21 protein-coding genes are annotated in these 24,150 nt (G+C 60.4%); 16 read left to right on the top strand and 5 right to left on the bottom strand.

Features of this window, described 5'->3' with window-relative positions; translation table 11 throughout:
- Nucleotides 1-7 precede the first annotated feature (7 nt).
- From KQ933_RS17300 to KQ933_RS17290, 3 genes are all read left to right on the top strand, one after another.
- On the top strand, nucleotides 8-1,147 hold the full coding sequence (locus tag KQ933_RS17300; RefSeq protein ID WP_216756013.1) for an efflux RND transporter periplasmic adaptor subunit: 1,140 nt from the start codon (nucleotides 8-10) through the stop codon (nucleotides 1,145-1,147).
- A 25-nt stretch (nucleotides 1,148-1,172) separates the two neighbouring features.
- Nucleotides 1,173-4,319 (top strand): efflux RND transporter permease subunit, encoded by a 3,147-nt coding sequence (locus tag KQ933_RS17295; RefSeq protein WP_216756012.1) that lies wholly within the window; start codon nucleotides 1,173-1,175, stop codon nucleotides 4,317-4,319.
- Between the two features lie 219 nt (nucleotides 4,320-4,538).
- A complete protein-coding gene (locus KQ933_RS17290) occupies nucleotides 4,539-6,452 on the top strand; it encodes a beta-N-acetylhexosaminidase (RefSeq protein ID WP_216758938.1) in 1,914 nt (637 codons plus the stop codon).
- Nucleotides 6,453-6,510: 58 nt separating this feature from the next.
- Here KQ933_RS17290 and KQ933_RS17285 read toward each other — a convergent pair whose 3' ends face one another.
- Nucleotides 6,511-7,422, bottom strand: coding sequence for an ROK family protein (locus tag KQ933_RS17285; RefSeq protein ID WP_216756011.1), 912 nt, complete (start codon nucleotides 7,420-7,422; stop codon nucleotides 6,511-6,513).
- A gap of 183 nt (nucleotides 7,423-7,605) precedes the next feature.
- On the opposite strand from KQ933_RS17285, the gene KQ933_RS17280 reads away from it, so the two are divergent.
- The 9 genes from KQ933_RS17280 to KQ933_RS17240 all read left to right on the top strand — a co-directional run bounded on the left by KQ933_RS17280 (nucleotide 7,606) and on the right by KQ933_RS17240 (nucleotide 17,572).
- Nucleotides 7,606-8,262 (top strand): exopolysaccharide biosynthesis protein, encoded by a 657-nt coding sequence (locus tag KQ933_RS17280; RefSeq protein ID WP_216756010.1) that lies wholly within the window; start codon nucleotides 7,606-7,608, stop codon nucleotides 8,260-8,262.
- A gap of 97 nt (nucleotides 8,263-8,359) precedes the next feature.
- Nucleotides 8,360-9,313, top strand: coding sequence for a sugar-binding transcriptional regulator (locus KQ933_RS17275; protein ID WP_216756009.1), 954 nt, complete (start codon nucleotides 8,360-8,362; stop codon nucleotides 9,311-9,313).
- A 146-nt stretch (nucleotides 9,314-9,459) separates the two neighbouring features.
- On the top strand, nucleotides 9,460-10,770 hold the full coding sequence (locus tag KQ933_RS17270) for a sugar ABC transporter substrate-binding protein (RefSeq protein WP_216756008.1): 1,311 nt from the start codon (nucleotides 9,460-9,462) through the stop codon (nucleotides 10,768-10,770).
- A gap of 131 nt (nucleotides 10,771-10,901) precedes the next feature.
- Nucleotides 10,902-11,774 (top strand): carbohydrate ABC transporter permease, encoded by an 873-nt coding sequence (locus KQ933_RS17265; protein WP_216756007.1) that lies wholly within the window; start codon nucleotides 10,902-10,904, stop codon nucleotides 11,772-11,774.
- Between the two features lies 1 nt (nucleotide 11,775).
- Nucleotides 11,776-12,606, top strand: coding sequence for a carbohydrate ABC transporter permease (locus KQ933_RS17260; protein ID WP_216756006.1), 831 nt, complete (start codon nucleotides 11,776-11,778; stop codon nucleotides 12,604-12,606).
- Between the two features lie 18 nt (nucleotides 12,607-12,624).
- A complete protein-coding gene (locus tag KQ933_RS17255; RefSeq protein ID WP_216756005.1) occupies nucleotides 12,625-13,623 on the top strand; it encodes an ABC transporter ATP-binding protein in 999 nt (332 codons plus the stop codon).
- A 104-nt stretch (nucleotides 13,624-13,727) separates the two neighbouring features.
- On the top strand, nucleotides 13,728-15,209 hold the full coding sequence (locus tag KQ933_RS17250; protein WP_216756004.1) for a mannitol dehydrogenase family protein: 1,482 nt from the start codon (nucleotides 13,728-13,730) through the stop codon (nucleotides 15,207-15,209).
- Between the two features lie 90 nt (nucleotides 15,210-15,299).
- Nucleotides 15,300-15,989, top strand: coding sequence for an HAD family phosphatase (locus KQ933_RS17245; protein WP_216756003.1), 690 nt, complete (start codon nucleotides 15,300-15,302; stop codon nucleotides 15,987-15,989).
- The gene (locus KQ933_RS17240) at nucleotides 15,989-17,572 is read left to right on the top strand and encodes an FGGY-family carbohydrate kinase (RefSeq protein ID WP_216756002.1); all 1,584 of its coding nucleotides are present in this window, start codon (nucleotides 15,989-15,991) and stop codon (nucleotides 17,570-17,572) included. Before KQ933_RS17245 ends, KQ933_RS17240 begins: the two co-directional genes overlap by 1 nt.
- 1 nt (nucleotide 17,573) lies before the next feature.
- Here the strand turns inward: KQ933_RS17240 and KQ933_RS17235 are convergent, their stop codons facing one another.
- Complete coding sequence (locus KQ933_RS17235; RefSeq protein ID WP_216756001.1) at nucleotides 17,574-18,428, bottom strand: MurR/RpiR family transcriptional regulator; 855 nt, start codon at nucleotides 18,426-18,428, stop codon at nucleotides 17,574-17,576.
- A gap of 236 nt (nucleotides 18,429-18,664) precedes the next feature.
- Here KQ933_RS17235 and KQ933_RS17230 point away from each other — a divergent pair, with 236 nt between their 5' ends.
- Nucleotides 18,665-19,378, top strand: coding sequence for a sulfate transporter family protein (locus tag KQ933_RS17230; RefSeq protein WP_216756000.1), 714 nt, complete (start codon nucleotides 18,665-18,667; stop codon nucleotides 19,376-19,378).
- 55 nt (nucleotides 19,379-19,433) lie between these two features.
- On the opposite strand, the gene KQ933_RS17225 is transcribed toward KQ933_RS17230, so the two are convergent.
- Nucleotides 19,434-19,859 carry a VOC family protein gene (locus KQ933_RS17225; RefSeq protein WP_216755999.1) on the bottom strand — a complete coding sequence of 142 codons (426 nt, stop codon included), beginning with the start codon at nucleotides 19,857-19,859 and terminating at the stop codon, nucleotides 19,434-19,436.
- 83 nt (nucleotides 19,860-19,942) lie between these two features.
- On the opposite strand from KQ933_RS17225, the gene KQ933_RS17220 reads away from it, so the two are divergent.
- Nucleotides 19,943-20,521 carry a TetR family transcriptional regulator gene (locus KQ933_RS17220; protein WP_216755998.1) on the top strand — a complete coding sequence of 193 codons (579 nt, stop codon included), beginning with the start codon at nucleotides 19,943-19,945 and terminating at the stop codon, nucleotides 20,519-20,521.
- Here KQ933_RS17220 and nth read toward each other — a convergent pair.
- Nucleotides 20,486-21,268: an endonuclease III gene (gene nth, locus KQ933_RS17215; RefSeq protein WP_253958250.1), complete on the bottom strand. Its 783-nt coding sequence runs from the start codon at nucleotides 21,266-21,268 to the stop codon at nucleotides 20,486-20,488. The genes KQ933_RS17220 and nth overlap by 36 nt on opposite strands.
- 22 nt (nucleotides 21,269-21,290) lie before the next feature.
- Between nth and KQ933_RS17210 the strand changes: the two genes are divergently transcribed.
- Together KQ933_RS17210 and KQ933_RS17205 are read left to right on the top strand one after the other, a co-directional pair.
- Nucleotides 21,291-21,788: a DUF2244 domain-containing protein gene (locus KQ933_RS17210; protein ID WP_216758937.1), complete on the top strand. Its 498-nt coding sequence runs from the start codon at nucleotides 21,291-21,293 to the stop codon at nucleotides 21,786-21,788.
- An 83-nt stretch (nucleotides 21,789-21,871) separates the two neighbouring features.
- Nucleotides 21,872-22,744, top strand: a complete 873-nt coding sequence (locus KQ933_RS17205) for a bifunctional helix-turn-helix domain-containing protein/methylated-DNA--[protein]-cysteine S-methyltransferase (RefSeq protein ID WP_216755996.1) — start codon at nucleotides 21,872-21,874, stop codon at nucleotides 22,742-22,744.
- Nucleotides 22,745-22,767: 23 nt separating this feature from the next.
- Here the strand turns inward: KQ933_RS17205 and KQ933_RS17200 are convergent, their stop codons facing one another.
- Nucleotides 22,768-23,751: a sugar-binding transcriptional regulator gene (locus KQ933_RS17200; protein ID WP_216755995.1), complete on the bottom strand. Its 984-nt coding sequence runs from the start codon at nucleotides 23,749-23,751 to the stop codon at nucleotides 22,768-22,770.
- Nucleotides 23,752-24,150 lie beyond the last annotated feature (399 nt).

The following is a 24,150-nucleotide window of genomic DNA, read 5'->3' as shown; positions in this document are numbered from 1 at the left end:
GCGAAAGATGTTTTCGCTCAAGACCTTCAGCAACCGCATGCCGTCCGTCATGAGCCTCACGCTCCTTGGTGCGGTCGGGCTCGGCATTGCCGGCTGCACGGAAGAAAAGGCAGAGGTCAAGGAGGTCATCCGGCCGGTAAAAGTGGTCGAGGTCGCCAAGGCCGGTGATACCCGCACGCTCGATTATTCCGGATCGGTGAGGGCGCGCACGGAAATGAACCTCGGCTTCCGCGTCGGCGGCAAGATCACCGAGCGCCTCGTTGATATCGGCGAGCAGGTGAAGCCGGGTGACGTTCTCGCCCGGATCGATTCGACCGATTACCAGCTTGCGGTGAAGACTGCCGACGCCAATCTCGCCGCCGCCGAGAAGGCCGTCGAGACGGCCGATATCGCCAACCGCCGCGCAGAGCAGCTCTTCGACAAGAATGTCGCGCCGAAATCCCAGGTCGAGCAGGCTTCGCTCAGCCATGACCAGGCGATTTCGAGCCGGGATGCCGCAGCTTCCGCGCTCGATCAGGCCAAGAACCAGGTAAGCTATACGGAACTCAAGGCCGACCACAGCGGTATCGTGACCACCATCAATGCCGATGTCGGACAGGTCGTAGGGTCCGGCACGCCGGTGGTTGCCGTTGCCGTCGATGGTGAGAAGGAAGTTCAGATCGCGGTGCCGGAAAACGATATCGCGCAGTTCAAGCCGGGCAAGACCGTCAAGGCGAGCTTCTGGTCCGATGACAAGCTGGTGCTTGATGGTACCGTTCGTGAGGTCGCGGGCAGCGCCGACCAGCAGTCGCGCACCTTCGCCGTGCGTGTCAGCCTGCCGAACGATCCGCGCGTGCTGCTCGGGATGACGGCGACGATCGAAGCCGATGTCAGCAATGCCGACACCTATGTTTCCATCCCGCTCAGCGCACTGGCACAGAAGGATGGCAAGCAGGTCGTGTGGACCGTCGACCGTGGAACGGAAACCGTCCATGTCCGTGGCGTCGAGATTGCGGATTTCACCGGCGATGGCGTTCGTGTCGCAAAGGGGCTCGACAGCGGCGATCTCGTCGTGGCAGCCGGCACACAATTCATGAGCGAAAACCTGAAGGTCAAGCTTCCCGACCAGCAATCGGCGGCCGCCGAAACGGACGCAGCCGTCCGCTGAACAGTCAGGGAGAGGGAACAGGATCATGGACACTACCACCACTGAAAAGCGCCCCTTCAACCTTTCGCGCTGGGCGATCGGCCATCCGAGCATCGCGCGGTTCCTGTTCGGGCTGATCCTGATTACGGGCGTGCTCGGCCTGACACGCATGGGCCAGAAGGAAGACCCTGATTTCACCTTCCGCGTCATGGTGGTACAGGCGCTCTGGCCTGGCGCCTCGCTTCAGGACATGGAAGACCAGGTCACCAACAAGATCGAACGCAAACTGCAGGAAACTCCGCATCTCGACTGGGTAAAGTCCTACACACGTGCCGGCAGCACGATCATCACCGTGCAGGTGAAGGGTGACACGGATTCAGCTCAGGTCGCGGACGCCTTCTATCAGGTGCGCAAGAAGGTCGGCGACATCAACGGCGACCTGCCGCAGGGCCTGCTCGGTCCCTATTTCAACGATGAATTCGGCGATACGTTTATCACGCTGCATTCGATCGGCGGCGACGGTTATACCTATCCGGAGTTGAAGACGTTCGCGATCCAGGCGCGCGACATGCTGCTGACGACGCCAGGCGTCGAGAAGGCGGTCATCATCGGCGATCAGCCGGAAAAGATCTATATCGACGTCTCCTCCAAAGCGCTCGCCGAGCGCGGACTGACGATCCCTAACCTGCAGAACGCCATCAAGGGCCAGAACGCCGTCGATCCGGCTGGCAACGTCGATACCGGCCTGCGCTCGGTGCGCATTTCGGTCGAAGGCAATGTTCACAAGGTGGAGGATATCCGCGAACTGCGTCTGCGTTCCGGCAATCAGGTGACGCGCCTCGGCGATATCGCCACCGTCACCTCCGGCCTCGAGGATCCCTATCAGCGCAAGTACCGCTATAACGGTCACGAGAGCGTGCAGGTCGGCGTCGTCATGGCCAAGGGTTTTAAGGTCACCGATGTCGGCAAGGATGTGGAGGCGACCTACAAGCGCTTCGAGGACTCGCTGCCCTATGGCGTCGCCGTCGACCAGATCTCCAACCAGCCCGACGTCGTGACGGATGCGGTCAGCGAGTTCATGCATGCGCTCGGCGAAGCCCTTGCCATCGTGCTCGTCGTCTCGTTCCTGTCGATCGGCTGGCGTTCGGGTCTTGTCATCGCCATCGCCATTCCGCTCGTTCTGGCCGCGACTTTCGCCATCATGTACGAGCTCGGTATCGACCTGCAGCGCATTTCGCTCGGCGCGCTCATCATCGCGCTCGGCCTGCTCGTCGACGATGCGATGATCGTCGTCGAAATGATGGAGCGAAAGCTCGAGGAAGGTCTCGTCAAGATCGATGCGGCGAGTTTCGCCTATTCCTCGACCGCCTTTCCGATGCTGACGGGTACGCTGATCACTACGGCCGGCTTCATTCCCGTCGGCTTTGCGGCATCGACGGCCGGCGAATATGTGCGCTCGCTCTTCTATGTGGTCGGTATCGCGCTTGTGACCTCATGGTTCGTGGCGGTCTATTTCACGCCGTGGCTCGGCTATATGATCCTGAAGCAGCGTCACCATGCGGGCGAGCATCATGACGTGTTCGACACGCGCTTCTATCGCGGCCTGCGCCATACGGTCGGCTGGGCGGTGCGCCATCGCGTCATCGTGGTCGCGCTGACGCTCGCCACCTTCGTTGCCAGCCTCTGGAGCTTCCAGTTCATTCCGCAGAACTTCTTCCCGCAGTCATCGCGTCCGGAAATCCTCGTCGATCTCTGGCTGCCAGAGGGCACCAGCATCAAGGAAGTGGAAGTCCAGGCAAAGGCGCTGGAAGCCAAGATGATGGACGACCCGGACAAGAAGTTCATCGCCACCTATATCGGCGAAGGCGCGCCGCGCTTCTTCCTGCCGCTCGACCAGCAGCTTCGCAATCCGAACTATGCGCAGCTCCTGATCATGGCCAATGATGAGCCGGCCCGTGAACGCCTCATTACCAAGCTCAGGACGGTCCTGGCGGAAGACTTCCCGTCCATCCGCGGCAAGGTCGACCGTCTCTTCCTCGGCCCGCCGACGGGCTGGCCGGTGCAGATGCGTGTGATGGGTCCGGACCGTGCGGAAGTGCGTGAGATCGCCGATCAGGTGAAGGAGCGCTTCACGAGGGATCCGATGCTCGGTGCCATCCATGACGACTGGCTGGAGCCGGTGCCGGCCATGAAGCTGGTCATCGATCAGGACCGTGCCCGTGCGCTTGGCGTCACCTCGCAACGCGTCCGCCAGATGCTGCAGACTGCCATGTCCGGCGCACCGCTCGACGACTTCCGCGACGGCGAGGAGACGGTCTCGATCGTTGCCCGTGAGCCGGATGCCAACCGTTCGCTGCTCTCAGCCGTCAACTCGGTCTATGTACCGACGGATTTCGGCGGCTTCGTTCCGGTCTCGCAGATCGCCAAGGTCGTGCCATCAATGGAACAAGGTGTCGAATGGCGGCGCAACCGCCTGCCGACAATATCAGTGCGTGCGACACTGCCTGATAATGTTCAGTCGAATGACGTCGTGACCAAGTTGTACAACGACATGAAGGACCTGCGCGACAGCCTACCCGCAGGCTACAAGATCGAGATCCAGGGCGGCGCCGAGGATTCGGCCGAAAGTCAGGCTTCGATCGCTGCCAAGGCACCGATCATGCTGGTCGTCATCATGATCCTGTTGATGGCGCAGCTGCAGCATTTCGGCAAGGCGATGCTGGTCTTCGCAACCGGCCCTCTCGGCATCATCGGTGCCGCCTCGGCCCTGTTGATCAGCGGTGCGCCATTCGGCTTCGTGGCGATCCTCGGCGTCATCGCGCTGCTCGGCATCATCATCCGCAACTCGATCATTCTGGTCGACCAGATCGATCAGGATATCAAGGCGGGCATGCACAGGCAGGAGGCGATCGTCGGTGCTGCCGTCCGCCGCTTCCGGCCGATCATGCTGACGGCGCTGACAGCCGTGCTGGCGCTGATCCCGATCTCGCGCGGCGTCTTCTGGGGTCCGCTCGCCTACGCCATGATGGGCGGCATCCTGGTTGCCACCGTGCTGACCATTCTCGTACTGCCGGCCGGCTATGCCCTGTTCTTCGGCCGCGAGCCGAAGGCCAGGAATGACGAACATGCCAATGCCAACCAGGAAGAGGCGGATGGGGACATCCATCATCCGCCGGCATTGGCAGCCGAATGAGACAATGGCGCGGTCGTGGCCGCGCCATTTTTGTTTCACTCGTCCTTTGTCTCACTCATCTTTTGTTTCGGGCCTTCGTGCCTGTGGCGGTAGTAGAGCGACTGCCAGAGCATGCGGTCGCCGCGCACGCCATCGGCGCCCAGGATGCTGCCGTCGAGGAGACGGGGCGCTAAACGGGAGTAAAGATCGCCCTATATTCGCCGGAGGGAGGATATGACTGTGGCCGATTACCATTTAGAAGCAAGCTGGAGCCCGGTCGAAGGAAGTTTCGGCCGCTTCACTTTCACGCTCTTCAACCTTTCTGACGAACCGCTCTCCGGTTTTACGCTCGCCTATACTTCGCTCACCCGCGTGGCGGACGAACATGCCGTGGAAGGTGCCGTGCTCAAGCGGCGCGTTGCAAATTTTCATGAGTATTCTCCGCCTGACGGGCTCACGCTCAAGCCTGGCGACAGTTGGCAGTTTACCGTAGAGGGGCTGGCGAATGGCCCGAAGCACGTCACGGCGGGCATCAAATCCGCCTATCTTACGCTTGCCGATGGCCGGCATGTCCCCGTCAGCTTCGGCGATCTGATGCTTGATGGCGCAGAGCGCGGCGAATTGCCGGAGCTGCTGCCGAGAGGCGAGGTGACGGAGCCGTTTTCGCTGCTGCCCTGGCCGCTCTCCCTATCAATGCGGCCGAACGACGTGCCGCCCGTCGCGCTTTATCCGGCGGCCGGCTCGCGCGCCGAAGATATCAAGGCTGTGGCGAAGGTGCTGGCACTCTGCCAACGGCTCTTTCCCGCCGACAACGTGACTTTCACGCTGCAGCCGGTCCAGGGTGGGCGGCCGGTCCGCTTCGAGACGGAATCCTCGATCATGCCGGCCGCCTATGAACTACGCTTCACGGCACAGGAAATCATTCTCGCCACCGATGATGCGGTGGGGCGGTTCTACGGGCTTATCAGCCTCGCTCAATTGCTGCACGGTGCGCGCCGGGATGCCGAGATCTTCCAGTTTCCCGTCTTCGGCGATATTGCCGACCAGCCTCGTTACGAGTGGCGCGGCTGTCATCTCGATGTTAGCAGGCAGTTCTATCCGGTCGAGGATATCGAGCGGCTGATCGATATCCTTGCCTGGAACAAGCTCAACATTTTCCATTGGCATCTGACCGACGATGAGGCCTGGCGACTGGAGATCAAGGCCTATCCGGAACTGACGGAGATCGGCGCAAAGCGTGGGCCGGATGAGGTTCTCGTGCCGCAGCTCGGTGACGGGGCCGAGCCGCGATCGGGATATTACACACAGGACGACGCGCGCAGGATCGTCGCTCACGCCGCTGCACTTCATGTCGATGTCGTGCCCGAGATCGATGTTCCCGGGCACAGCGCAGCCGCTCTCCTTTCTCTGCCAAAGCTTATCGATGGGCAGGAGGCGCCGGACAGCTATCGCTCTGTGCAGGGCTATCCGAATAATGCGCTCAATCCGGCGATCGAGTTCACCTATGAATTCCTAGGCAAGGTGTTCGACGAGGTAGCAGCACTCTTTCCCTTCGACTATCTCCATATCGGCGGAGATGAGGTGCCGCATGGTTCCTGGCTCGCCTCACCGGCCTGCAAGGCGCTGATGGAGAAGGAGAAGCTTGCCGGTACGGCCGAACTCCAGTCGCATTTCATGCGGCGGATCAAGGCCATGCTGGCTGAGCGCGGCAAGAAGCTTGCCGGCTGGAACGAGGTCTCGCATGGCGGCGGTGTTGATCGCGACGGCACGCTGCTGATGGCCTGGGAGAAGCCGGAGGTCGGCATCGAGCTGGCGGGCGAGGGCTATGATATCGTCATGACGCCGGGGCAGGCCTATTATCTCGACATGGCCCAGGCGGAAGGCTGGGGAGAGCCGGGTGCGAGCTGGGCTGGTTTCACACCACCGGAAAAGACCTATGCCTACGAGGCTGAAGGCGAATTTCCGGGGGAGCTGAGAGAGCGGATGCGTGGCATCCAAGCCTGCATCTGGGGCGAGAATTTCGTCTCGAGGGCCTATTTCAACCGGCTGGTCTTCCCGCGGCTGTCGGCGGTTGCGGAGGCTGCCTGGACCCCGACGCTGCGAAAGGACTGGCTGCGCTTCGCCGCGATCGTCAGGATGTGGCCGACTCTCTAAAGTTCGTTTTACGCAATTCCGGACGCAAAAACCGCTGCACACTTTTGCTGGAATTGCTTTAGGCAGCTTCGGCCTTCAGGCCCAGAAGCGCTGCGCCGATCAGACCCGGTTCGATGCGGCATTCACTGCGCACCACCAGCGGCCGGTCGAATTTCCGCAGGATGCGGGCGCGCACTGCCTGATCGAGTTCGGCGAGTAGCGGTTCGACATTCGAGAGGCCGCCGCCGACGGGCACGATGGTTGCGCCCGTTATGTTGATAGCGAGCGCCAGCGGCGAAGCGACGAGATCGACATAGACGTCGATGGTGCGGTTCGCCTTTTCCTCGCCGTTGCGCCAGTCGATGATGATTTCTTCGCTGGAGAGGTCGAGATCGTGCAGCGTCTTGTGCAGGCGTTCCAGGCCGCGCGCGCCGCCGACCGTATCGACGCAGCCTTTCTGGCCGCAGCCGCAGGCATAGGCGGGGATAGCGACCGGCGGGGTGCCGGCCTGCGACGCGATGATCGGGCCGTGGCCCCATTCTCCCGCAAAGCCACCCGACTCATTAATGAGGCGGCCATCGGAGACGACGCCGCCGCCGACGCCGGTGCCGAGGATGGCGCCGAAGACGATGCGGTGACCGCGACCGGCACCGAGCTCGGCTTCCGCCATGGCGAAGCAATCGGCATCATTAGCGATCAGCACCGGCAGGCCGAGCGCGGCCTCAAGATCGGCAGCGAGGTTGCGGTCGTGGATGCAGGGTATGTTGGCGACGATCAGGCGCTGCGTGTCCGGGTCGACGACGCCGGCAATCGAGAGCGCAATGCGGGAGGGTTGTTCGCCGGCCTCGGTGATAAAGCTCTTCAGCGTTTTGACGAAAGCCGGGAAATCGTTCTTCGGGGTCGGGCGGCGGCCAAGTGGCACGATGTCGGATTCCGAACGTGCAATCCCGCCCTTGATGGCGGAGCCTCCGATATCGAATGAAATGATCATCTGATGCCTACCGATTGTCTGTGTCGGCGTCTGCTCGCACTCCTGGCGGGGAATTACAAGGATTATTCGATAAATGAACTAAGTTACTGGCAGGCACGCGCCGAAATTTTCATCCGTCAGGGTCATGTTAATGGCATATTGCACGGGCAAGCTTTTCATTATTCACCTGCCGATGCCGGATTCATGACAATCGAAAATACCGAAGCCAATAGAACGACCACTCGCAGGCCGCGGCCAAAGGGCCGGCGGCTTTCCTCCATTCTACGTCAGATGGCGGCGGATCGAAGCCGCGAACGGGTTTCGATCGGAGACCTGTTCCAGACGATGGGCGATCGGGCGACCGGCGCATTGATGCTGATCTTCGCATTGCCGAACGCTTTTCCAACGCCGCCCGGCACCTCCTCGCTGCTCGGCGCTCCCTTGGTATTCCTCGCTGCACAGCTCACCTTCGGCTTGAAGCCGTGGTTGCCGAGGGCGATTGCGGCACGCTCCATGCGACGGGAGGATTTCGAGACGATCGTCGGGCGCATCCATCCCTGGCTCGCCTGGGCGGAGCGCATGCTGCAGCCGCGGCTCAGCATTTTCGTAGAGCCGGCTGCGGAATATCTGGCGGGCTTCTGCTGCTTGGTGCTGGCGATCGTTCTCGTGCTGCCGGTGCCGCTCGGCAATATCCTGCCGGCGATTGCGATTTCTGTCTTTGCCTTCGCAATTCTCGGCCGGGACGGGCTGTTTTCACTTCTCGGCTTCATCATGACGGCGGTTTCCGTCGCTGTTGCCGGTGGGGTGATCTACGGTCTCGTCAAGGCTGCCATCTACATCGTCATGCAGTGGTTCGGATAAGAACTGGCTGCTCACTTTTTCAACGCCCTCGACATTTGCCCGATTTTTGGTTTGATCTGACGCCGGACAGACTCAAAGAAATCAATGGCGGCGATAGATGGTAAAGAGATCGGAGACTTCCGGACGGCTGGATGACGCGGCGCGCGCCGGTTGGCTCTATTATGTTGCCGGCCGCACGCAGGACGAAATCGCGTCGGCCATGGGCATTTCGCGCCAGTCGGCACAGCGGCTCGTCTCGCTCGCCGTGGCCGAGCGGCTGATCAAGGTACGGCTCGACCATCCGATTGCCGCATGCCTCGAACTCGGCAATCAGCTGCGCAAGAAATTCGGTCTTAAGCACGTCGAGGTCGTTCCGAGCGATCCGGGTTCTTCCTCGACGACGGTCGGCATTGCGGAGGCGGCAGCTTCCGAAATCGAGCGCTGGCTGAAGCGCCCCGATCCGATCGTGCTCGCTGTCGGCACCGGGCGAACGCTGAAGGCGGCCGTCGACCAGCTGCCGGCGATCGAATGTCCCAATCATCGCATCGTCTCGCTGACCGGCAATATCGCGCCGGACGGTTCGGCCGCCTATTACAACGTCATCTTCAGCATGGCCGATGCCGTGAAGGCGCGGCACTATCCGATGCCGCTGCCGGTTCTCGTCACCTCGGCGGAGGAGCGCGAGCTTCTGCATGGCCAGCAGCTCGTGCGCTCGACGCTGGCGATCAGCGCACAGGCAGATGTGACGTTCGTCGGTATCGGCGAGCTCGGGATCGACGGCCCGCTCTGCGTCGACGGTTTCCTCGAGAAGGACGAGATGATGGAACTGATGCGCGGCGGCGCAGCAGGCGAGATTTGCGGCTGGATCTTCGACGCCGACGGCAAGCTGCTCGACAACCCGATCAACGAGCGTGTCGCATCGGCTCCGATCCCGCCGCGCGATTCGTCTGTCGTCATCGGAATTGCCAAGGGCAAGCGCAAGTTCAAGGCGATCAGGGCTGCCATCAGCGGCCATCAGGTGAACGGTTTGATCACTGACGAAGAGACGGCTGAGTTTTTGCTCAATAGCTGAGCAAAAATATTGCCATTGTGAATCAATATCATAGATCGATTGTTCGGCATTGCAACAACGATTGCCAATTGACAAATTTTCTCCGCTGATGAGTAATTGCCCATGAGCAAAGCGAATGCTCACTACTCATCTTCTGGGAGGAAGATATGACATTGAGAACTTTCCTGCTGGGCGCCTGCTCGGCAATGGCGTTTGCCGGCATGGCTTCGGCCGAGACGCTGACAATCGCGACCGTGAACAACGGCGACATGATCCGGATGCAGAAGCTGACGGATGACTTCAAGGCGAAAAATCCCGGCATCGACCTTGAATGGGTAACCCTCGAAGAAAATGTACTGCGCCAGAAGGTTACGACCGACATCGCGACCAAGGGCGGCCAGTATGACGTGCTGACGATCGGCACTTATGAAGTTCCGATCTGGGCGAAGCAGGGCTGGCTCCTGCCGCTCGATAACCTCGGCGACAGCTACGACGTGAATGACCTGCTGCCCGCTATCCGTAGCGGCATCAGCCAGGACGGCAAGCTCTATGCAGCTCCGTTCTACGGCGAAAGCTCCATGGTCATGTACCGCAAGGACCTGTTCGACGCTGCCGGCCTGAAGATGCCCGACGCGCCGACCTGGGATTTCATCGCAGACGCTGCGAAGAAGATTACCAACAAGGACAAGGAAATCTACGGCATCTGCCTGCGCGGCAAGGCTGGCTGGGGCGAAAACATGGCCTTCCTGACGGCTATGTCGAACTCTTTCGGCGCCCGCTGGTTCGATGAGCAGTGGAAGCCGCAGTTCGATCAGCCCGAGTGGAAGGACACGCTGACCTTCTACGTCAACCTGATGAAGGAAGCCGGCCCTCCCGGTGCTTCTTCCAACGGCTTCAACGAAAACCTGGCGCTCTTCCAGACCGGCAAGTGCGGCATGTGGATCGACGCAACGGTTGCTGCTTCCTTCGTCAGCAATCCGAAGGAATCCACCGTGGCCGACAAGGTCGGCTTCGCACTGGCTCCTGATAAGGGCCTCGGAAAGCGCGGCAACTGGCTCTGGGCCTGGAACCTCGCCATTCCGGCAGGCTCTCAGAAGTCTGAAGCAGCCGAGAAGTTCATCGCCTGGGCAACGAGCAAGGATTACACCAATCTCGTCGCCGAAAAGGAAGGCTGGCTGAACGCACCTCCCGGCACCCGCACTTCGCTCTATGCGAATGCCGACTACCAGAAGGCCGCTCCGTTTGCGAAGATGACGCTCGACAGCATCAACTCCGCCGACCCGACCAAGCCGACTGTCAAGCCGGTTCCCTATGTCGGCGTCCAGTTCGTGGCGATCCCGGAATTCCAGGGCATCGGCACGGCTGTCGGCCAGCAGTTCTCCGCAGCTCTTGCCGGCCAGATCTCGGTCGACCAGGCCCTGCAGAGCGCGCAGCAGCTGACCACCCGCGAAATGACCAAGGCGGGTTACATCAAGTAAAACCTCCTGAGACGTACGGAATGCTTGACATTCCGCACCTCTGGGCCGCCGATTGCCCGAATTGCATCGGCGGCCGCTTTTTTAAAGCTGTTTCGCAGCCGTTTCCGCTTCAGATCAGACCGGTGATTGCTATGGCAACGTTCCACACTCGCTCCGCAGCACGCCTGATGATAGCACCTTCCGTGGTGCTGCTCTTTGCGTGGATGATCGTCCCGCTGGCGATGACGATTTATTTCTCCCTGCTGAACTACAATCTGCTCAACCCAGGCATGGAGAATTTCGTCGGTCTCTTAAACTACCAGTACTTCCTCACGGATCCGGCCTTCTTCGCAGCGCTCATCAATACGCTGCTGCTGGTTGCCGGCGTGCTTCTGATCACCGTCGTCGGCGGTATCCTCTTTGCGCTGCTGCTTGACCAGGACATTTACGGTCAGGGGATCGTGCGCATCCTAGTCATCGCGCCTTTCTTCGTCATGCCGACGGTGGCAGCGCTTGTCTGGAAGAATATGTTCATGAATCCGGTCAACGGCCTCTTCGCCTATATGGCAAAGGCTGTCGGCCTGCAGCCGATCGACTGGCTGGCAAGCGTCCCGCTGTTCTCGATCATTCTGATCGTCGCCTGGCAGTGGCTTCCCTTCGCCACGCTGATCCTGCTTACCGCGCTTCAGTCGCTTGACGAAGAGCAGAAGGAAGCCGCCGAAATGGATGGCGCCGGCCCGATCTCGAAATTCATCTATATCATCCTGCCGCACATGGCCCGCGCCATCACCGTGGTTATCCTCATCCAGACGATCTTCCTGCTGTCGGTCTTTGCCGAAATCCTCGTCACCACCAATGGCGGCCCGGGCACGCAGAGCACGAACCTCACCTATCTCGTCTATGTACAGGCACTGCTGCAGTTCGATATCGGGGGGGCTTCGGCGGGCGGTATCGTGGCGGTCGTGCTTGCCAATATCGTTGCGATCTTCCTCGTGCGCCTCGTCGGCAAGAATCTGGAGGCTTGAGATGGCTAGGAAGGCTACTACCCAACGTAAAGTCATCATGACCGCGATCGCATGGACGCTCGCCATCCTGATCTTCTTCCCAATCCTCTGGACGTTCCTGACGAGCTTCAAGTCGGAGGCGGATGCGATCGCCTCGCCGCCGCAGTTCCTGTTCTTCCACTGGACGACGGAGAACTACGCGGAGGTGCAGAGCCGCTCCAACTATCTCGGTCACTTCATGAATTCGGTGGTGATCTCCTTCGGCTCGACGCTAATGGGCCTCATCATCGCAATACCCGCCGCCTGGGCCATGGCCTTCGCGCCGACCAAGCGGACCAAAGATGTGCTGATGTGGATGCTGTCGACGAAGATGATGCCGCCGGTCGGCGCGCTCATCCCGATCTACCTGATGTTTCGCAATTCGGGCCTGCTCGATACACGCACCGGTCTGGTGATCGTGCTGACACTGATCAACCTGCCAATCATCGTCTGGATGCTCTACACCTATTTCAAGGAGATCCCGGGCGAGATCCTGGAAGCCGCCCGCATGGACGGCGCCTCGCTCGCCAAGGAAATCATCTACGTGCTGACGCCGATGGCGGTGCCGGGCATTGCCTCGACGCTGCTGCTCAACATCATCCTCGCCTGGAACGAAGCTTTCTGGACGCTGAACCTGACGGCCTCCAAGGCAGCGCCGCTGACGGCCTTCATCGCCTCCTATTCGAGCCCGGAAGGCCTGTTCTACGCCAAACTTTCGGCGGCTTCGACCATGGCGATCGCGCCGATCCTCATCCTCGGCTGGTTCAGCCAGAAACAACTTGTCCGCGGCCTGACCTTCGGCGCGGTGAAATAAGATCATAGGGAGAGAAACATGGGCAGCATTACCCTTCAAAAAGTTTCGAAGGTCTTCGGCGAAGCCAAGGTCATCCCTTCGATCGATCTCGATATCCGGGACGGCGAGTTCGTCGTCTTCGTCGGCCCGTCCGGCTGCGGCAAGTCCACCCTGCTGCGCCTGATCGCCGGCCTCGAGGATGTCTCCGGCGGCAAGATTGTCATCGACGGCAAGGACGCGACCGAGAGGGCCCCGTCCGAGCGGGGTCTGGCGATGGTGTTCCAGTCCTATGCGCTCTATCCGCATATGAGCGTGCGCAACAACATCGCCTTCCCGCTGAAGATGGCAGGCATGGACAGGGCAGAGATCGACCGCAAGGTGAACGATGCGGCGCGCGTGCTGAACCTCGGCGACTATCTGGACCGCAAGCCGCGCCAGCTCTCGGGCGGCCAGCGCCAGCGCGTCGCGATCGGCCGCGCCATCGTGCGACAGCCTTCGGCTTTCCTCTTCGATGAACCGCTGTCGAACCTCGATGCGGCGCTGCGTGTCAACATGCGCATCGAGATCAGCGAGCTGCATCAGCAGCTGAAGACGACGATGATCTACGTGACCCACGACCAGGTGGAAGCCATGACTATGGCCGATAAGATCGTGGTGCTGAACAGGGGCAATATCGAGCAGGTCGGTTCGCCGCTGGAGCTCTACCGCAGTCCGCGGAACCTCTTCGTGGCAGGCTTCATCGGCTCGCCGCGCATGAACTTCATCAACGGGCAGAATGCCGCGCAGCTCAATGCGCATACGATCGGCATCCGTCCCGAGCATGTGCTGCTTTCGACTGAAAGCGGCGACTGGAAGGGCAAGGTCACGGTCGCCGAGCATCTCGGCTCCGACACCTTCCTGCATGCTGATGTCGACGGCATCGGCATGGTGACGGCACGCAGCAATGGCGATTTTGCTTCCAAGGCCGGCGACGTCGTTTACCTGACGCCGGACAAGACGCGCATTCATAAATTCAACGAGAGCGGCCTCGCGATCTGAGGAGGCCGCCGGCTGGGGGCAGACATGCGGACCGGGCAATCGTCCGGCCCGCGCTACCGGAGGGGCCGAGAGCCTTTTCGCAAGACCTTCAAGAGGACTGAAACATGACGTGCAAATTATCGCTGGCAACGCTCGCCGAGGCAGCAAAGACTGCAGCCATTCCGGCCTATGAGCGGGCGTCGCTGAAAGCCGGCATCGTGCACTTCGGCGTCGGCAACTTCCATCGCGCCCATCAAGCGATCTATCTCGACGATCTCTTCAATGCCGGCAGCGACCACAACTGGGCCATCATCGGCGCCGGCGTCCTGCCCTCGGATGCGGCCATGCGCGACAAGCTTGCGGCGCAGGATTTCCTGACGACCGTCGTAGAGCAGGACAACAACAAGACTGCCGCGCGTGTGACCGCGCCGATGATCGATATCCTGCCAGTCGGCGAACCTGATGTCATCATTGCCAAGCTCGCCGATCCCGAGATCCGCATCGTCTCGATGACGATCACGGAAGGTGGATATTTCATCGATGCGTCCGGCAAGTTCAATCCGGCGCATCCGGCGATTGCCGCTGATGGGCAGAGCCCCTCTGCGCCGAAGACGGTCTTCGGTCTGATCGTTGCCGGCCTGAAGGTCCGCAAGGATAAGGGCATCGCGCCCTTCACCGTCATGTCCTGCGACAACATTCCCCATAATGGCGTCGTCACCGCAAATGCCATCGTCGGAACGGCCAAGCTTTCCGATCCTGCCTTTGCCGACTGGATCAAGGCCAACGTCTCCTTCCCGAACGGCATGGTCGACCGCATCACGCCGGCGACCAGTCAGCGCGAGATCGATTTTCTCAAGGAGAATTTCGGCATCGAGGATAATTGGCCGGTCTATTGCGAAGAGTTCAAGCAGTGGGTTCTGGAAGACAAGTTCCCGATGGGCCGCCCGGCGCTCGAAAAGGTCGGTGTAACCTTCGTGCCCGATGTCACGCCCTATGAGCATATGAAGATCCGCATCCTGAACGGTGGCCATGCGGCGATCGCCTATCCGGCGGCGCTGATGGATATTCATTTCGTCCATGAATCGATGGAAAACGACCTCATCCGGGCTTTCCTCGCGAAGCTGGAAAACGAGGAAATCATCCCGATCGTGCCGCCGGTGCCGGATACGTCGCTTGCCGATTATTTCAAGCTGATCGAACGCCGTTTCCTCAACCCGAAGATCGCCGACACGATCCCGAGGCTTGCACAGGATGGCTCCAACCGTCAGCCGAAATTCATCCTGCCCTCGACGCTCGACAACCTGCGCCAGGGTAGGGATGTCGTCGGCCTCGCGCTCGTCTCTGCGCTCTGGTGCCGCTACTTCTTCGGCAAGAGCGACAGCGGCAAGGACATCGTCTTCAATGATGCCAGCGCCGAACGTTTGCACGAGGCGGCGGTAAAGGCCAAGGACGATCCCGCGGCCTTCCTCGTCTTCGACGATATTTTCGGCGAGGTGGCGAAATCCGAGCTTTTCCGCAAGCGTTTCGCCCGTGCGCTCAAAACCCTGTGGGAAAAAGGCACGAAGGAAACCTTGCAGCTCTATCTCGACGGCAAGCTCGCAGTGTAAGAAATCCCGGTGGCGGTGTTTCTGCCGCCATCCCGGCTTGCGGACAAAGCAGGACGGTTGCGTCCGAACTGAACTCAGGTTGGGTCTTCCATGTCTGATGCTGAACCACGGCTGGTCATTTTCGATTGCGACGGTGTGCTCGTCGACAGTGAGCCGATTTCGATCAGCGTTCTCGTCAGGGCGATGGCCGACCTCGGCGTGACGATCACCGAGGACGAGGCCTATGAGCGTTTCCTCGGTCGCAGCCTTGCAACCCTGATCGACATATTGGAAACGGAGTTCAATGTGCATGCCAACGAGGCGTTTCTCGAAGGCATCCGCACCAATCTCTACGCCCGCTTCCGCACCGAGCTGAAACCCATGGCGGGCATTGGCGAAACGATCGATGCGCTTGGTGTTCCTTGCTGTGTGGCTTCGTCGAGCCAAGTCGAGCGGATCAGGCTGTCGCTTTCGGTCACCGGGCTCTTGCCGAAGCTGCCGAATATCTTCAGCGCCAGCATGGTCAAGCGCGGCAAACCGGCACCCGATCTGTTCCTCTACGCGGCCAGAAAAATGCAAGTCGAGCCGCATGACTGCATCGTCATCGAGGACAGTCCGGCCGGTATTGCCGCAGCAAAAGCGGCGGGTATGACGGTCTTCGCCTTCACTGGTGGCTCGCATGCCAACTTCGCCGGATACCGGGAAGAACTCGACCGTCTTTCACCGGAAGTGGTGTTTGACGCCATGCCGGAATTGATACACCTTGTCCGCAAACAAAAGCGGGACGGGACTCAGCATTGATGCGTGATCATGTGGTTGCGGTGGACATCGGCACGGGTAGCGCACGCGCCGGTGTCTTTGACGCGCATGGTCACCTGCTTGCCAAGGCTGAACATCCTGTTGTCATGAATCGGCCGCGCGAGAACCATGCCGAGCATGATTCCGAGGATATCTGGGGGGCCGTCTGCAGCGCGGTACGGACCGCGATGGGCCAGTCCGGCATTGAAGCGGCCGCTGTTGGCGCAATCGGTTTCGACGCCACCTGTTCGCTTGTGGTGCGTGATACAGAGGGCAGGCAGATCAGCGTTTCCACTGGCGGCGAGACGCGTTTCGACACGATCGTCTGGCTCGATCATCGGGCACTCAAGGAAGCCGATTTCTGCACGGCGACCAAGCACGAAGTGCTGGAACATTCCGGCAATGTCATGTCGCCGGAAATGGAAATGCCGAAGCTGATGTGGCTGAAGAAGAACCTGCCGGCGACCTGGGAGAAGGCCGGCTATTTCTTCGATCTCGCCGACTTCCTGACCTGGAAGGCGACCGGTTCGCTTGCCCGCTCCCGCTGCACGCTGACAGCCAAGTGGAGCTATCTGGCGCATAAGGAAAACGGCTGGCGGCGGGATTTCCTGCAGCAGATCGGTCTTGAGGATCTGCTGGTGCGCGGCCATCTGCCGGCTGAGGCGGTGGCAGTTGGCGAGAGCATCGGTAAGCTGACGCCGGAGGCTGCCGAAGCGTTGGGCCTGACCACCGATTGCCATGTCTCGGCCGGAATGATCGATGCCTATGCCGGCGCGCTCGGCACGCTCAGCGGCTATGCCGGCGACCCGGCAAAACTCGAGCATCAGCTTGCGCTGATTGCCGGGACATCGAGTTGCGTTGTCGCCTTTTCCCGCGAGCGAAAGCCGAGCCAGGGAATGTGGGGGCCTTACTACGAGGTGGTTTTTCCGCAATCATGGCTCGTCGAGGCTGGCCAATCGGCGGCCGGTGCGCTGCTCGATCATATCGTGCGCATGCATGCGGCCGGCGGTGAGCCGACCACGGTGCTGCATCAGAGGATCGTCGCCCGCATTGCTGAACTCAGGGCAGAGGAGGGTGACGCGCTCGGTGCACGGATCTTCGTCCTTCCGGATTTTCACGGCAATCGGTCGCCGCTGGCCGATCCGCATGCTGTCGGTGTCATCAGTGGTCTGACGCTCGATACGTCCTTCGACGGGCTCTGTGTGCTCTATTGGAGGACCGCAGTCGGAATTGCACTCGGCATCCGTCACATCCTCGAAAAGATGAGAGATCACGGCTACGTGCCGAATACGCTGCATGTGGCCGGCGGGCATGTGAAGAACCCCGTGCTGATGGAACTCTATTCGGATGTGACGGGCTGCAAGGTCATCGTGCCTGACATGAATGAGGCGGTGCTGCTCGGCACCGCGATCGCTGCATCGGTTGCCTGCGGCTTACACAGGAATTTGGCGGCGGCGGGCAAAGCCATGTACCCGGGCGGCGTTGAGCGGCTTCCCGACAGGAGCAAGCAGGCGTTTTACGACCGCGATTACCGCCGCTTTCTTGCCATGTATCGTCATCGGGCAGAGCTGGAAGCCGTGGAGTAGTTCAGCGGTTTGTCGCCTCGCCGAGGATCGTTGCAAACTCCGCCATGCGTCGGCGACGCTGGCTCGCCTCCTCGCCGGCATTCAATATGACCGCCTCGGACAGACAGTCGAGCAAGGCGATCAGCGGCGGCAGGTTATCCGTGTCGGGCGCGCGGGCAGGCGGCAAAGGCAAGACGACGTTCGACTGTTCAGGCAGCCAGTCCGCATGCTGAGCGGAAATCAGGATCACCTTGTAGCCGTAGCGCCTGGCAGTGCGCGCAAGCAACCGCGACCTGGTGAAGCGCCGGCAATCGATGATGACGAGCACGGCGTCGTCGATGAAGGAACGGGCGAAAAGCTCCGTGAAGCGGCTTCCCGCGCCGTCGATCGCACGCACGCCGTCGCGAGCCTGGGTCAGCCGCTGGCAGAAATGATTGGAGAGGCCGGCAAGTCTGGCATGGGTGGCCACGAAGACCTCTTTGGCCGCGCCGATCATCGCGACGGCTTCGGCCCAATGCGGCTGTGCAGTCAGATGATAGATGTGATGCAGCGCCTGTATCTGTTCGGCCACGAGAACGGCGAGTGCCTTGCCCTCCGATGCATCCGTCTGCAATTCCGTCATCGCGCTCTGGAATTGGACAGGAGAGGTCGTTGCCGTTTCGCGGATCTCCACCTTGACACTGTCCAGGCCCTGATAGCCGAGTGCACGGAGGAAACGGCCGACCGTCATGGGCGAAAGATCAAGCCGGTCGGCAACCGACGCGGCGGTTTCGAACGGCAGGTCGTTCAAGTGTTCTGTGAAATATTTCGCGATGCGTCGTTCGGCAGGCGTGCCGGACTTCGCGTATTGCCTAAGTTTCTCTACAAAGTCTTCCACGTCGCAGCCTCCCCCATTTCATCAGAGGCTTTCCGTGGATTCATGCAGAGCCGAATCCTTGTTTCTTAATATTGTCCGGAAGCTCTTCTTATGGCCCACACGTATTTCGAACATATCAACTATATATTAGCACATAATTTTCGACAAGTTTTCTATTCATGCATGTAATTTTCAACTGACTTGCCGGAAGGACGCAGGTTTCCTACATGGTGCTGCGTAACGGAGACGCCAGAGAAATGATCCTTGAGGCCGCTCGCCTTTCACTTGCCAATTTGTTTGCGCCAGAGACCCGGTCGGCTTTCTGGAAAGTTCTGGGACTGACGGTGCTGGTGCTGATCGGCTTATGGTTTGCGCTGCGCGGTCTGTTCATCAGTTTCATCTTTCCCTGGATGGTGGGGTTCTTTCCCGAGATGCCTGATTGGGCCGGCTGGCTCAGCTTCGTTTTCCTTGTCGCCGCCGGCATAGGCCTTGCGCTTGGCCTGGCGCTGCTGCTTTCGCCGGTCACCGCTCTGATAGCCGGCCTCTTTCTCGACGACGTCGCGGAGGTGATCGAAAAGCGGGATTATCCGCAGGAGGCGCCTGGCAAGGCCATGCCGCTCGGTCCTGCAATGGCAAGCTCGCTCAAATTCCTCGGCGTGGTCATCGTCGGCAATATCATCGCGCTCTTCCTGCTCTTCATTCCCGGCATCAATCTCGTGGCCTTCTTCCTGGTGAACGGCTACCTGCTCGGGCGGGAATTCTTCGAGTTCGCGGCCATGCGTTTCCGTTCGCAACCGGAGGCGCGGTTGTTTCGCGCCAAGCATGGTCCGACCGTCTTTCTCGGCGGTCTGGTGATCGCACTTTTCCTCGCGATCCCGATCGTCAACCTGCTCACACCGCTCTTTGCTGCCGGCATGATGGTGCATCTACACAAGCTGATCTCGGCGCGCGATCCCGGTTTCCGAGCCTAGTTTTCACGCCATTCCGGATGCAGAACCACTGAACACTTTTGCTGCTGGAATTGCTCTAACCGGGTAACGCTGTGGCGTCATACATCGCTGCGTATTCGGCGCTCGGCGGGATCGGCTTGATGATGTCGATCAACACGCCGTTCGGGTCGGCGGTAATGAAATGGCGTTGGCCGAAAGCCTCGTCGCGAATCTCGCGCAGGATCGGCAGGTCGGCCGCTGCGCAGGCAGCGTAGATCGCATCCACATCCTCTACCTCGAAATTCAGCAGAAGCCCGGAGACCTTGCCGCGGCCCGCAGCCGGAATGGTTTCGTGGCTGCCATCGAGCACGGCGAGCGTCACATGTTCATCCTCTCTCGATTGCAGATGAATGTACCAGTCGCTGTCGAACAGCCGCTGGAAACGGAAATGGCGGCAATAGAAGGCAGCCGTACCGGCAACGTCATCCGTCATGATGACAGGATAGTAGCTCGTCGATTTCATCGCTTTTCCTCCTTCGCATCTTTACGTGCAGTCTGTATGTTTTTGTAATTAACATACATACAGATTGTATGTAAAGAAGGGTCATGAGTCGCAGCAATCGTGAGAGAACCGAACAGACCAGAAAGGCCCTGATGGATGCTGCGCGCCGGCTTTTCGTCGAGAGGGGATATGCGGCGACGGCGACGCCTGACATCGTTGCGGCAGCCGGCGTGACGCGGGGGGCTCTTTACCATCACTTTGAACACAAAAACGCACTTTTCCGGGCGGTGATCGAAAGAGAGGCTGCTGATGTCGCCGAAGAGATCGAGAAGCGCGCAAAGCCGGAAACCGAACCGCGTGCGGCACTGCTTGCAGGTGCCGCAGCCTATTTCGATGCGATGGCGGTGGCAGGGCGGACACGGCTGCTTCTGCTCGAAGCGCCGGCGGTGATTGGTGCGTCTGCGGCCACGCAGATCGATGTCGAGACTACAGAAGCGACATTGCGGGCAGGGCTCGAAGCCTGTCTGCCGCAGGCCAGCACACTGCTCGGGCCATTGACGGCTCTGCTGTCAGCCGGCTTCGACCGCGCAGCAATCGCCATCGAAGCGGGCGGCAGGCGTGAAGAATACGAGAGGGCGATTGTTGCCCTACTCGACGGCCTCGCCGATCACCTGCGGAGGTAGTTCGACCAGCGGTGCCGGGATATCGCAACTCTTTTCCGGCGATTTGCAGATATCGGCGATCACGCAGCGTTCGCATTCCGGCCGCCGGGCCTTGCAAGTATAGCGGCCGTGCAGGATCAGCCAGTGATGGGCGTGATAGAGGTAGTGTTGCGGCACGACCTTCATCAGCCGCTCTTCCACCTCGTCGGGCGTCTTGCCCGGTGCGAGCTTGATGCGGTTGGCAATGCGGAAGATGTGGGTGTCGACGGCCATCGTCGCCTGGCCGAAAGCCATTGATAGTACGACATTGGCGGTCTTTCGGCCGACGCCCGGCAGGCGAACCAACTCCTCGCGCGTCTCCGGCACCTTGCCGCCGAACTTGTCGACCAGCATCTGCGAGAGCGCAATGACGTTCTTCGCCTTGTTGCGATAAAGCCCGATCGTCCTGATGTAGTCACGGACCTTTTCCTCGCCGAGATCGAGCATTTTCTGCGGCGTATCGGCGACCTTGAAGAGCGCGCGCGTCGCCTTGTTGACGCCGACATCGGTCGCCTGGGCGGAGAGCGCCACCGCCACGACGAGGGTGAAGGGATTGGTGTGTTCCAGTTCGCCCCGCGGCTCCGGACGCTGAATGGAGAAGCGGCGGAAGATCTCCTCCCGTTCGGCAAGCGAATAGACGGTCTTCACCGCCGCCGCCGGCTTGCGCCTGACGATCACATTCGAGTCTTGCGACGGTTTGGTAATGGATTTGAGTTTCGGATTCGCCATGGAAAATCTATACTCGGCGGCCATGATGGAAAGCAACGCCGACAGCCGCAACGATCAGCCGGTTTTTGCAGCCGAACTCTTTCCCTACCGTTCGCTCGGGCGGAAGGGCTTCAAGGTGTTGCTCGGCATCTCCGGCGCGATCTGCTTCATGTACGGCATGTTCTTCATCGTGACCGGCGCCTGGCCGATCGGCTTCTTCTTCGGCCTGGATTTCCTGCTGCTTTATGGTGCCTTCTGGCTGAACTACCGGTCCGGCAGGGTGCGGGAAGAGGTGACGGTTTCACGCACCGATGTTGCGGTGCGCAAGTTCTCCCCCTCAGGCCGCATGATCGAGCATCACTTCAATCCGTTCTGGACGCGCTTTCTCGTGCGCCGACATCAGGAGATCGGTATTCTCTCCATGCATATTTTCGGAGAGGGTAAACGCACCGATGTCGGCTCCTTCCTCAATCCTGACGATCGCGAGAGCTTCGCCAAGGCCTTCAAGGGCGCACTGGCAACGGTAAGACAGCGTATTTGAGGCATTGCGTAAGAATCGGGGCGCAAGAAACGGGTGGCTTGGCTGCTCGACCTTGATTATCTCCTTTGTAAAGGAGAAAAACGATGAACATGATCGCGAAGCTCGACACAGATGTCACTGCTGATGGCCCTGATTACGATATCGTTCGTCAGGTCATCGAACTCATCAGCGAGGAATATCGCGACCAGCCGTCGCTGGAAGCGATTGCCGCTCGGCTACACCAGTCGCCGACGCAGCTCCAGAAGACCTTTACGCGCTGGGCCGGCCTGTCGCCGAAAGCCTTCCTGCAGGCCGTGACGCTCGACCACGCCAAGCGGCTGCTGCGCAGGGAAGAAATGCCGCTGCTCGAAACTTCGATCGAGGTCGGTCTCTCAGGCCCGAGCCGCCTGCACGACCTGTTCGTCACACATGAGGCAATGTCTCCGGGCGAATGGAAGGCGAAAGGCGGTGGGCTGACAATCCGTTACGGGTTCCACACTTGCCCGTTCGGGACGGCGCTCGTCATGGTCACGGACCGCGGCCTTGCAGGCCTCGCCTTCAGCGATTCCGGCGATGAAAAGGCCTGTCTCGAAGATATGACCTGCCGCTGGCCGAATGCGGATTATGTCGAGGACCGTCAAGCGACAGCACCCTATGCTGAGCGTATCTTCCAGCCGGGCCGCTGGACATCTGACCAGCCGTTGCGGGTCGTCCTGATCGGCACGGATTTCCAGGTCAGCGTCTGGCAGAGCCTCTTGAAAGTCCCCTTCGGCAAGGCCGTGACCTATAGCGATATCGCCAAGGACATCGGCCGGCCGACTGCCATGCGCGCCGTCGGTGCGGCGGTCGGGGCCAACCCGATTTCCTTCGTCGTGCCCTGCCACCGCGCACTCGGCAAGAACGGGGCATTGACTGGATACCATTGGGGTCTCACCCGCAAGCGGGCGATGCTTGGCTGGGAATCGGCGCACGCCTGACCGACGCGATAGGTCGAGACCGTTCAGGCGGCTTCGGCGAGTTCCAGCAGCGCTTTTGCCGCACTCTCATCTGTTATCAGCGTGTTGCAGCCGACCCGCTTGATCGTCGCGCGGATCGCGACGGCGCGGTGTGCGCCGCCGGAGGACAGTACGATGTGCTTCGCCTTCTTCAGCGTATCGAGATCCACGGACATGACCCGCTGATTGATCGAATGGTCGACGGAATTGCCGTCCTTGTCCAGAAAGTTGAACATGGTGTCGCAGACGCAGCCGGCATCGATCAACTGCTGCAACTCGGCCTTCGAAATCCAGCCCTCGGAGAGCGAGGTCGAATGCGGGCCGATATCGCCGCAACTGACGATCGCGAGATCGAGGTTTTCCGCCAGCCGATAGATCGTGTCGAGCCCGCATTTTTCGATGAGGTTGCGCTTGGTCTCGGTCGAATCGACGAGCAGCGGGGCGAGGAACATGTAGCACTCGGCGCCGAGCTGGTTTGCCAGCCGCCAAGTGTAGTCGATCGGGTTCGTCTGGTGGACGGCGACGATGCCGCCGAGCAGGGAGACAATCTTGCAATTGTCCCGGCGCGGCGGGCGGAAGCTCGCGAGCGAGGCGGTCATGGTGCGGCCCCAACCGACACCGATCGTGTAATCGTCCGGAATGGCCTCCGACAGGAACCGGCCGAGCGCCAGACCGACATTCTTTGCCAGGGAATTGACGTCGCAATTGGCGGGTTGCGGCACGACAATAGCCTCGTCCAACCCGTAAGCCCGCTCGAGCTCGACCGACAGCTCGACGCAGTCGCCAATGGAATCGTTGATCCAGATCTGCACTTCGCTGCGTTTCATCGCCTCGTCGAGCAGGCGGATGACGGTGGTGCGGCTGATGCCGAGCTGTTCGGCGACATCCTTCTGGGTCAGGCCCTCGTTATAATAAAGCCATGCGGCCCGCAGCCTGAGCGACGAGGCTTCGGAATAGGCAGTATGCGTGCCGCGTTTCAGCTTGACCACATCTCCTCCCGCGCCGGTTTTCGCCCTAGATCTTTGCCATCAATAGCATAAGGTTGCGATATCGGCTTTGTTCCCGCGATAATGCCGGGCGTGACACTTATGTCAATTGAAATGCACAAATGTCCTTGACTTTTCGTTGCAAGAGCGGCGATAGTCATGGTCGACAACGTCGTTCTTGTCCATCCGAGGAGGGCAATGTGCGGGCATGCGGAAAGTCACGACCGGCCTTTCAGCCGCAGGCGGCATCGCTTGTGATGCGCTTGTCGTTTTCCGCTGGTTGGATCAATGCGCCTGGGAACACCGCCAATGTCTCTCACGTTTATGACTCATCCGTGACGGCGGCGCGTCTTTTCGCCTGCAGCACGCAAACCATCGGTCCTCAGATCACCCATTTGCCGG

The sequence above is a fragment of the Rhizobium sp. WYJ-E13 genome (assembly GCF_018987265.1).
Lineage (GTDB): Bacteria > Pseudomonadota > Alphaproteobacteria > Rhizobiales > Rhizobiaceae > Rhizobium.
The sequence above is the reverse complement of the archived record's forward strand: the minus strand, read 5'-3'. Positions and strand labels throughout refer to the sequence as shown.

Coding starts and splice junctions, on each gene's coding strand:
- KQ933_RS17240 (WP_216756002.1), top strand. CDS start 15,989: ATGCGTGATCATGTGGTTGCGGTGGACATCGGCACGGGTAGCGCACGC.
- KQ933_RS17270 (WP_216756008.1), top strand. CDS start 9,460: ATGACATTGAGAACTTTCCTGCTGGGCGCCTGCTCGGCAATGGCGTTT.
- KQ933_RS17255 (WP_216756005.1), top strand. CDS start 12,625: ATGGGCAGCATTACCCTTCAAAAAGTTTCGAAGGTCTTCGGCGAAGCC.
- KQ933_RS17285 (WP_216756011.1), bottom strand. CDS start 7,422: ATGATCATTTCATTCGATATCGGAGGCTCCGCCATCAAGGGCGGGATT.
- KQ933_RS17260 (WP_216756006.1), top strand. CDS start 11,776: ATGGCTAGGAAGGCTACTACCCAACGTAAAGTCATCATGACCGCGATC.
- KQ933_RS17295 (WP_216756012.1), top strand. CDS start 1,173: ATGGACACTACCACCACTGAAAAGCGCCCCTTCAACCTTTCGCGCTGG.
- KQ933_RS17300 (WP_216756013.1), top strand. CDS start 8: ATGTTTTCGCTCAAGACCTTCAGCAACCGCATGCCGTCCGTCATGAGC.
- KQ933_RS17245 (WP_216756003.1), top strand. CDS start 15,300: ATGTCTGATGCTGAACCACGGCTGGTCATTTTCGATTGCGACGGTGTG.
- KQ933_RS17205 (WP_216755996.1), top strand. CDS start 21,872: ATGAACATGATCGCGAAGCTCGACACAGATGTCACTGCTGATGGCCCT.
- KQ933_RS17275 (WP_216756009.1), top strand. CDS start 8,360: ATGGTAAAGAGATCGGAGACTTCCGGACGGCTGGATGACGCGGCGCGC.
- KQ933_RS17280 (WP_216756010.1), top strand. CDS start 7,606: ATGACAATCGAAAATACCGAAGCCAATAGAACGACCACTCGCAGGCCG.
- KQ933_RS17230 (WP_216756000.1), top strand. CDS start 18,665: ATGATCCTTGAGGCCGCTCGCCTTTCACTTGCCAATTTGTTTGCGCCA.
- KQ933_RS17225 (WP_216755999.1), bottom strand. CDS start 19,859: ATGAAATCGACGAGCTACTATCCTGTCATCATGACGGATGACGTTGCC.
- KQ933_RS17220 (WP_216755998.1), top strand. CDS start 19,943: ATGAGTCGCAGCAATCGTGAGAGAACCGAACAGACCAGAAAGGCCCTG.
- KQ933_RS17250 (WP_216756004.1), top strand. CDS start 13,728: ATGACGTGCAAATTATCGCTGGCAACGCTCGCCGAGGCAGCAAAGACT.
- nth (WP_253958250.1), bottom strand. CDS start 21,268: ATGGCGAATCCGAAACTCAAATCCATTACCAAACCGTCGCAAGACTCG.
- KQ933_RS17265 (WP_216756007.1), top strand. CDS start 10,902: ATGGCAACGTTCCACACTCGCTCCGCAGCACGCCTGATGATAGCACCT.
- KQ933_RS17210 (WP_216758937.1), top strand. CDS start 21,291: ATGATGGAAAGCAACGCCGACAGCCGCAACGATCAGCCGGTTTTTGCA.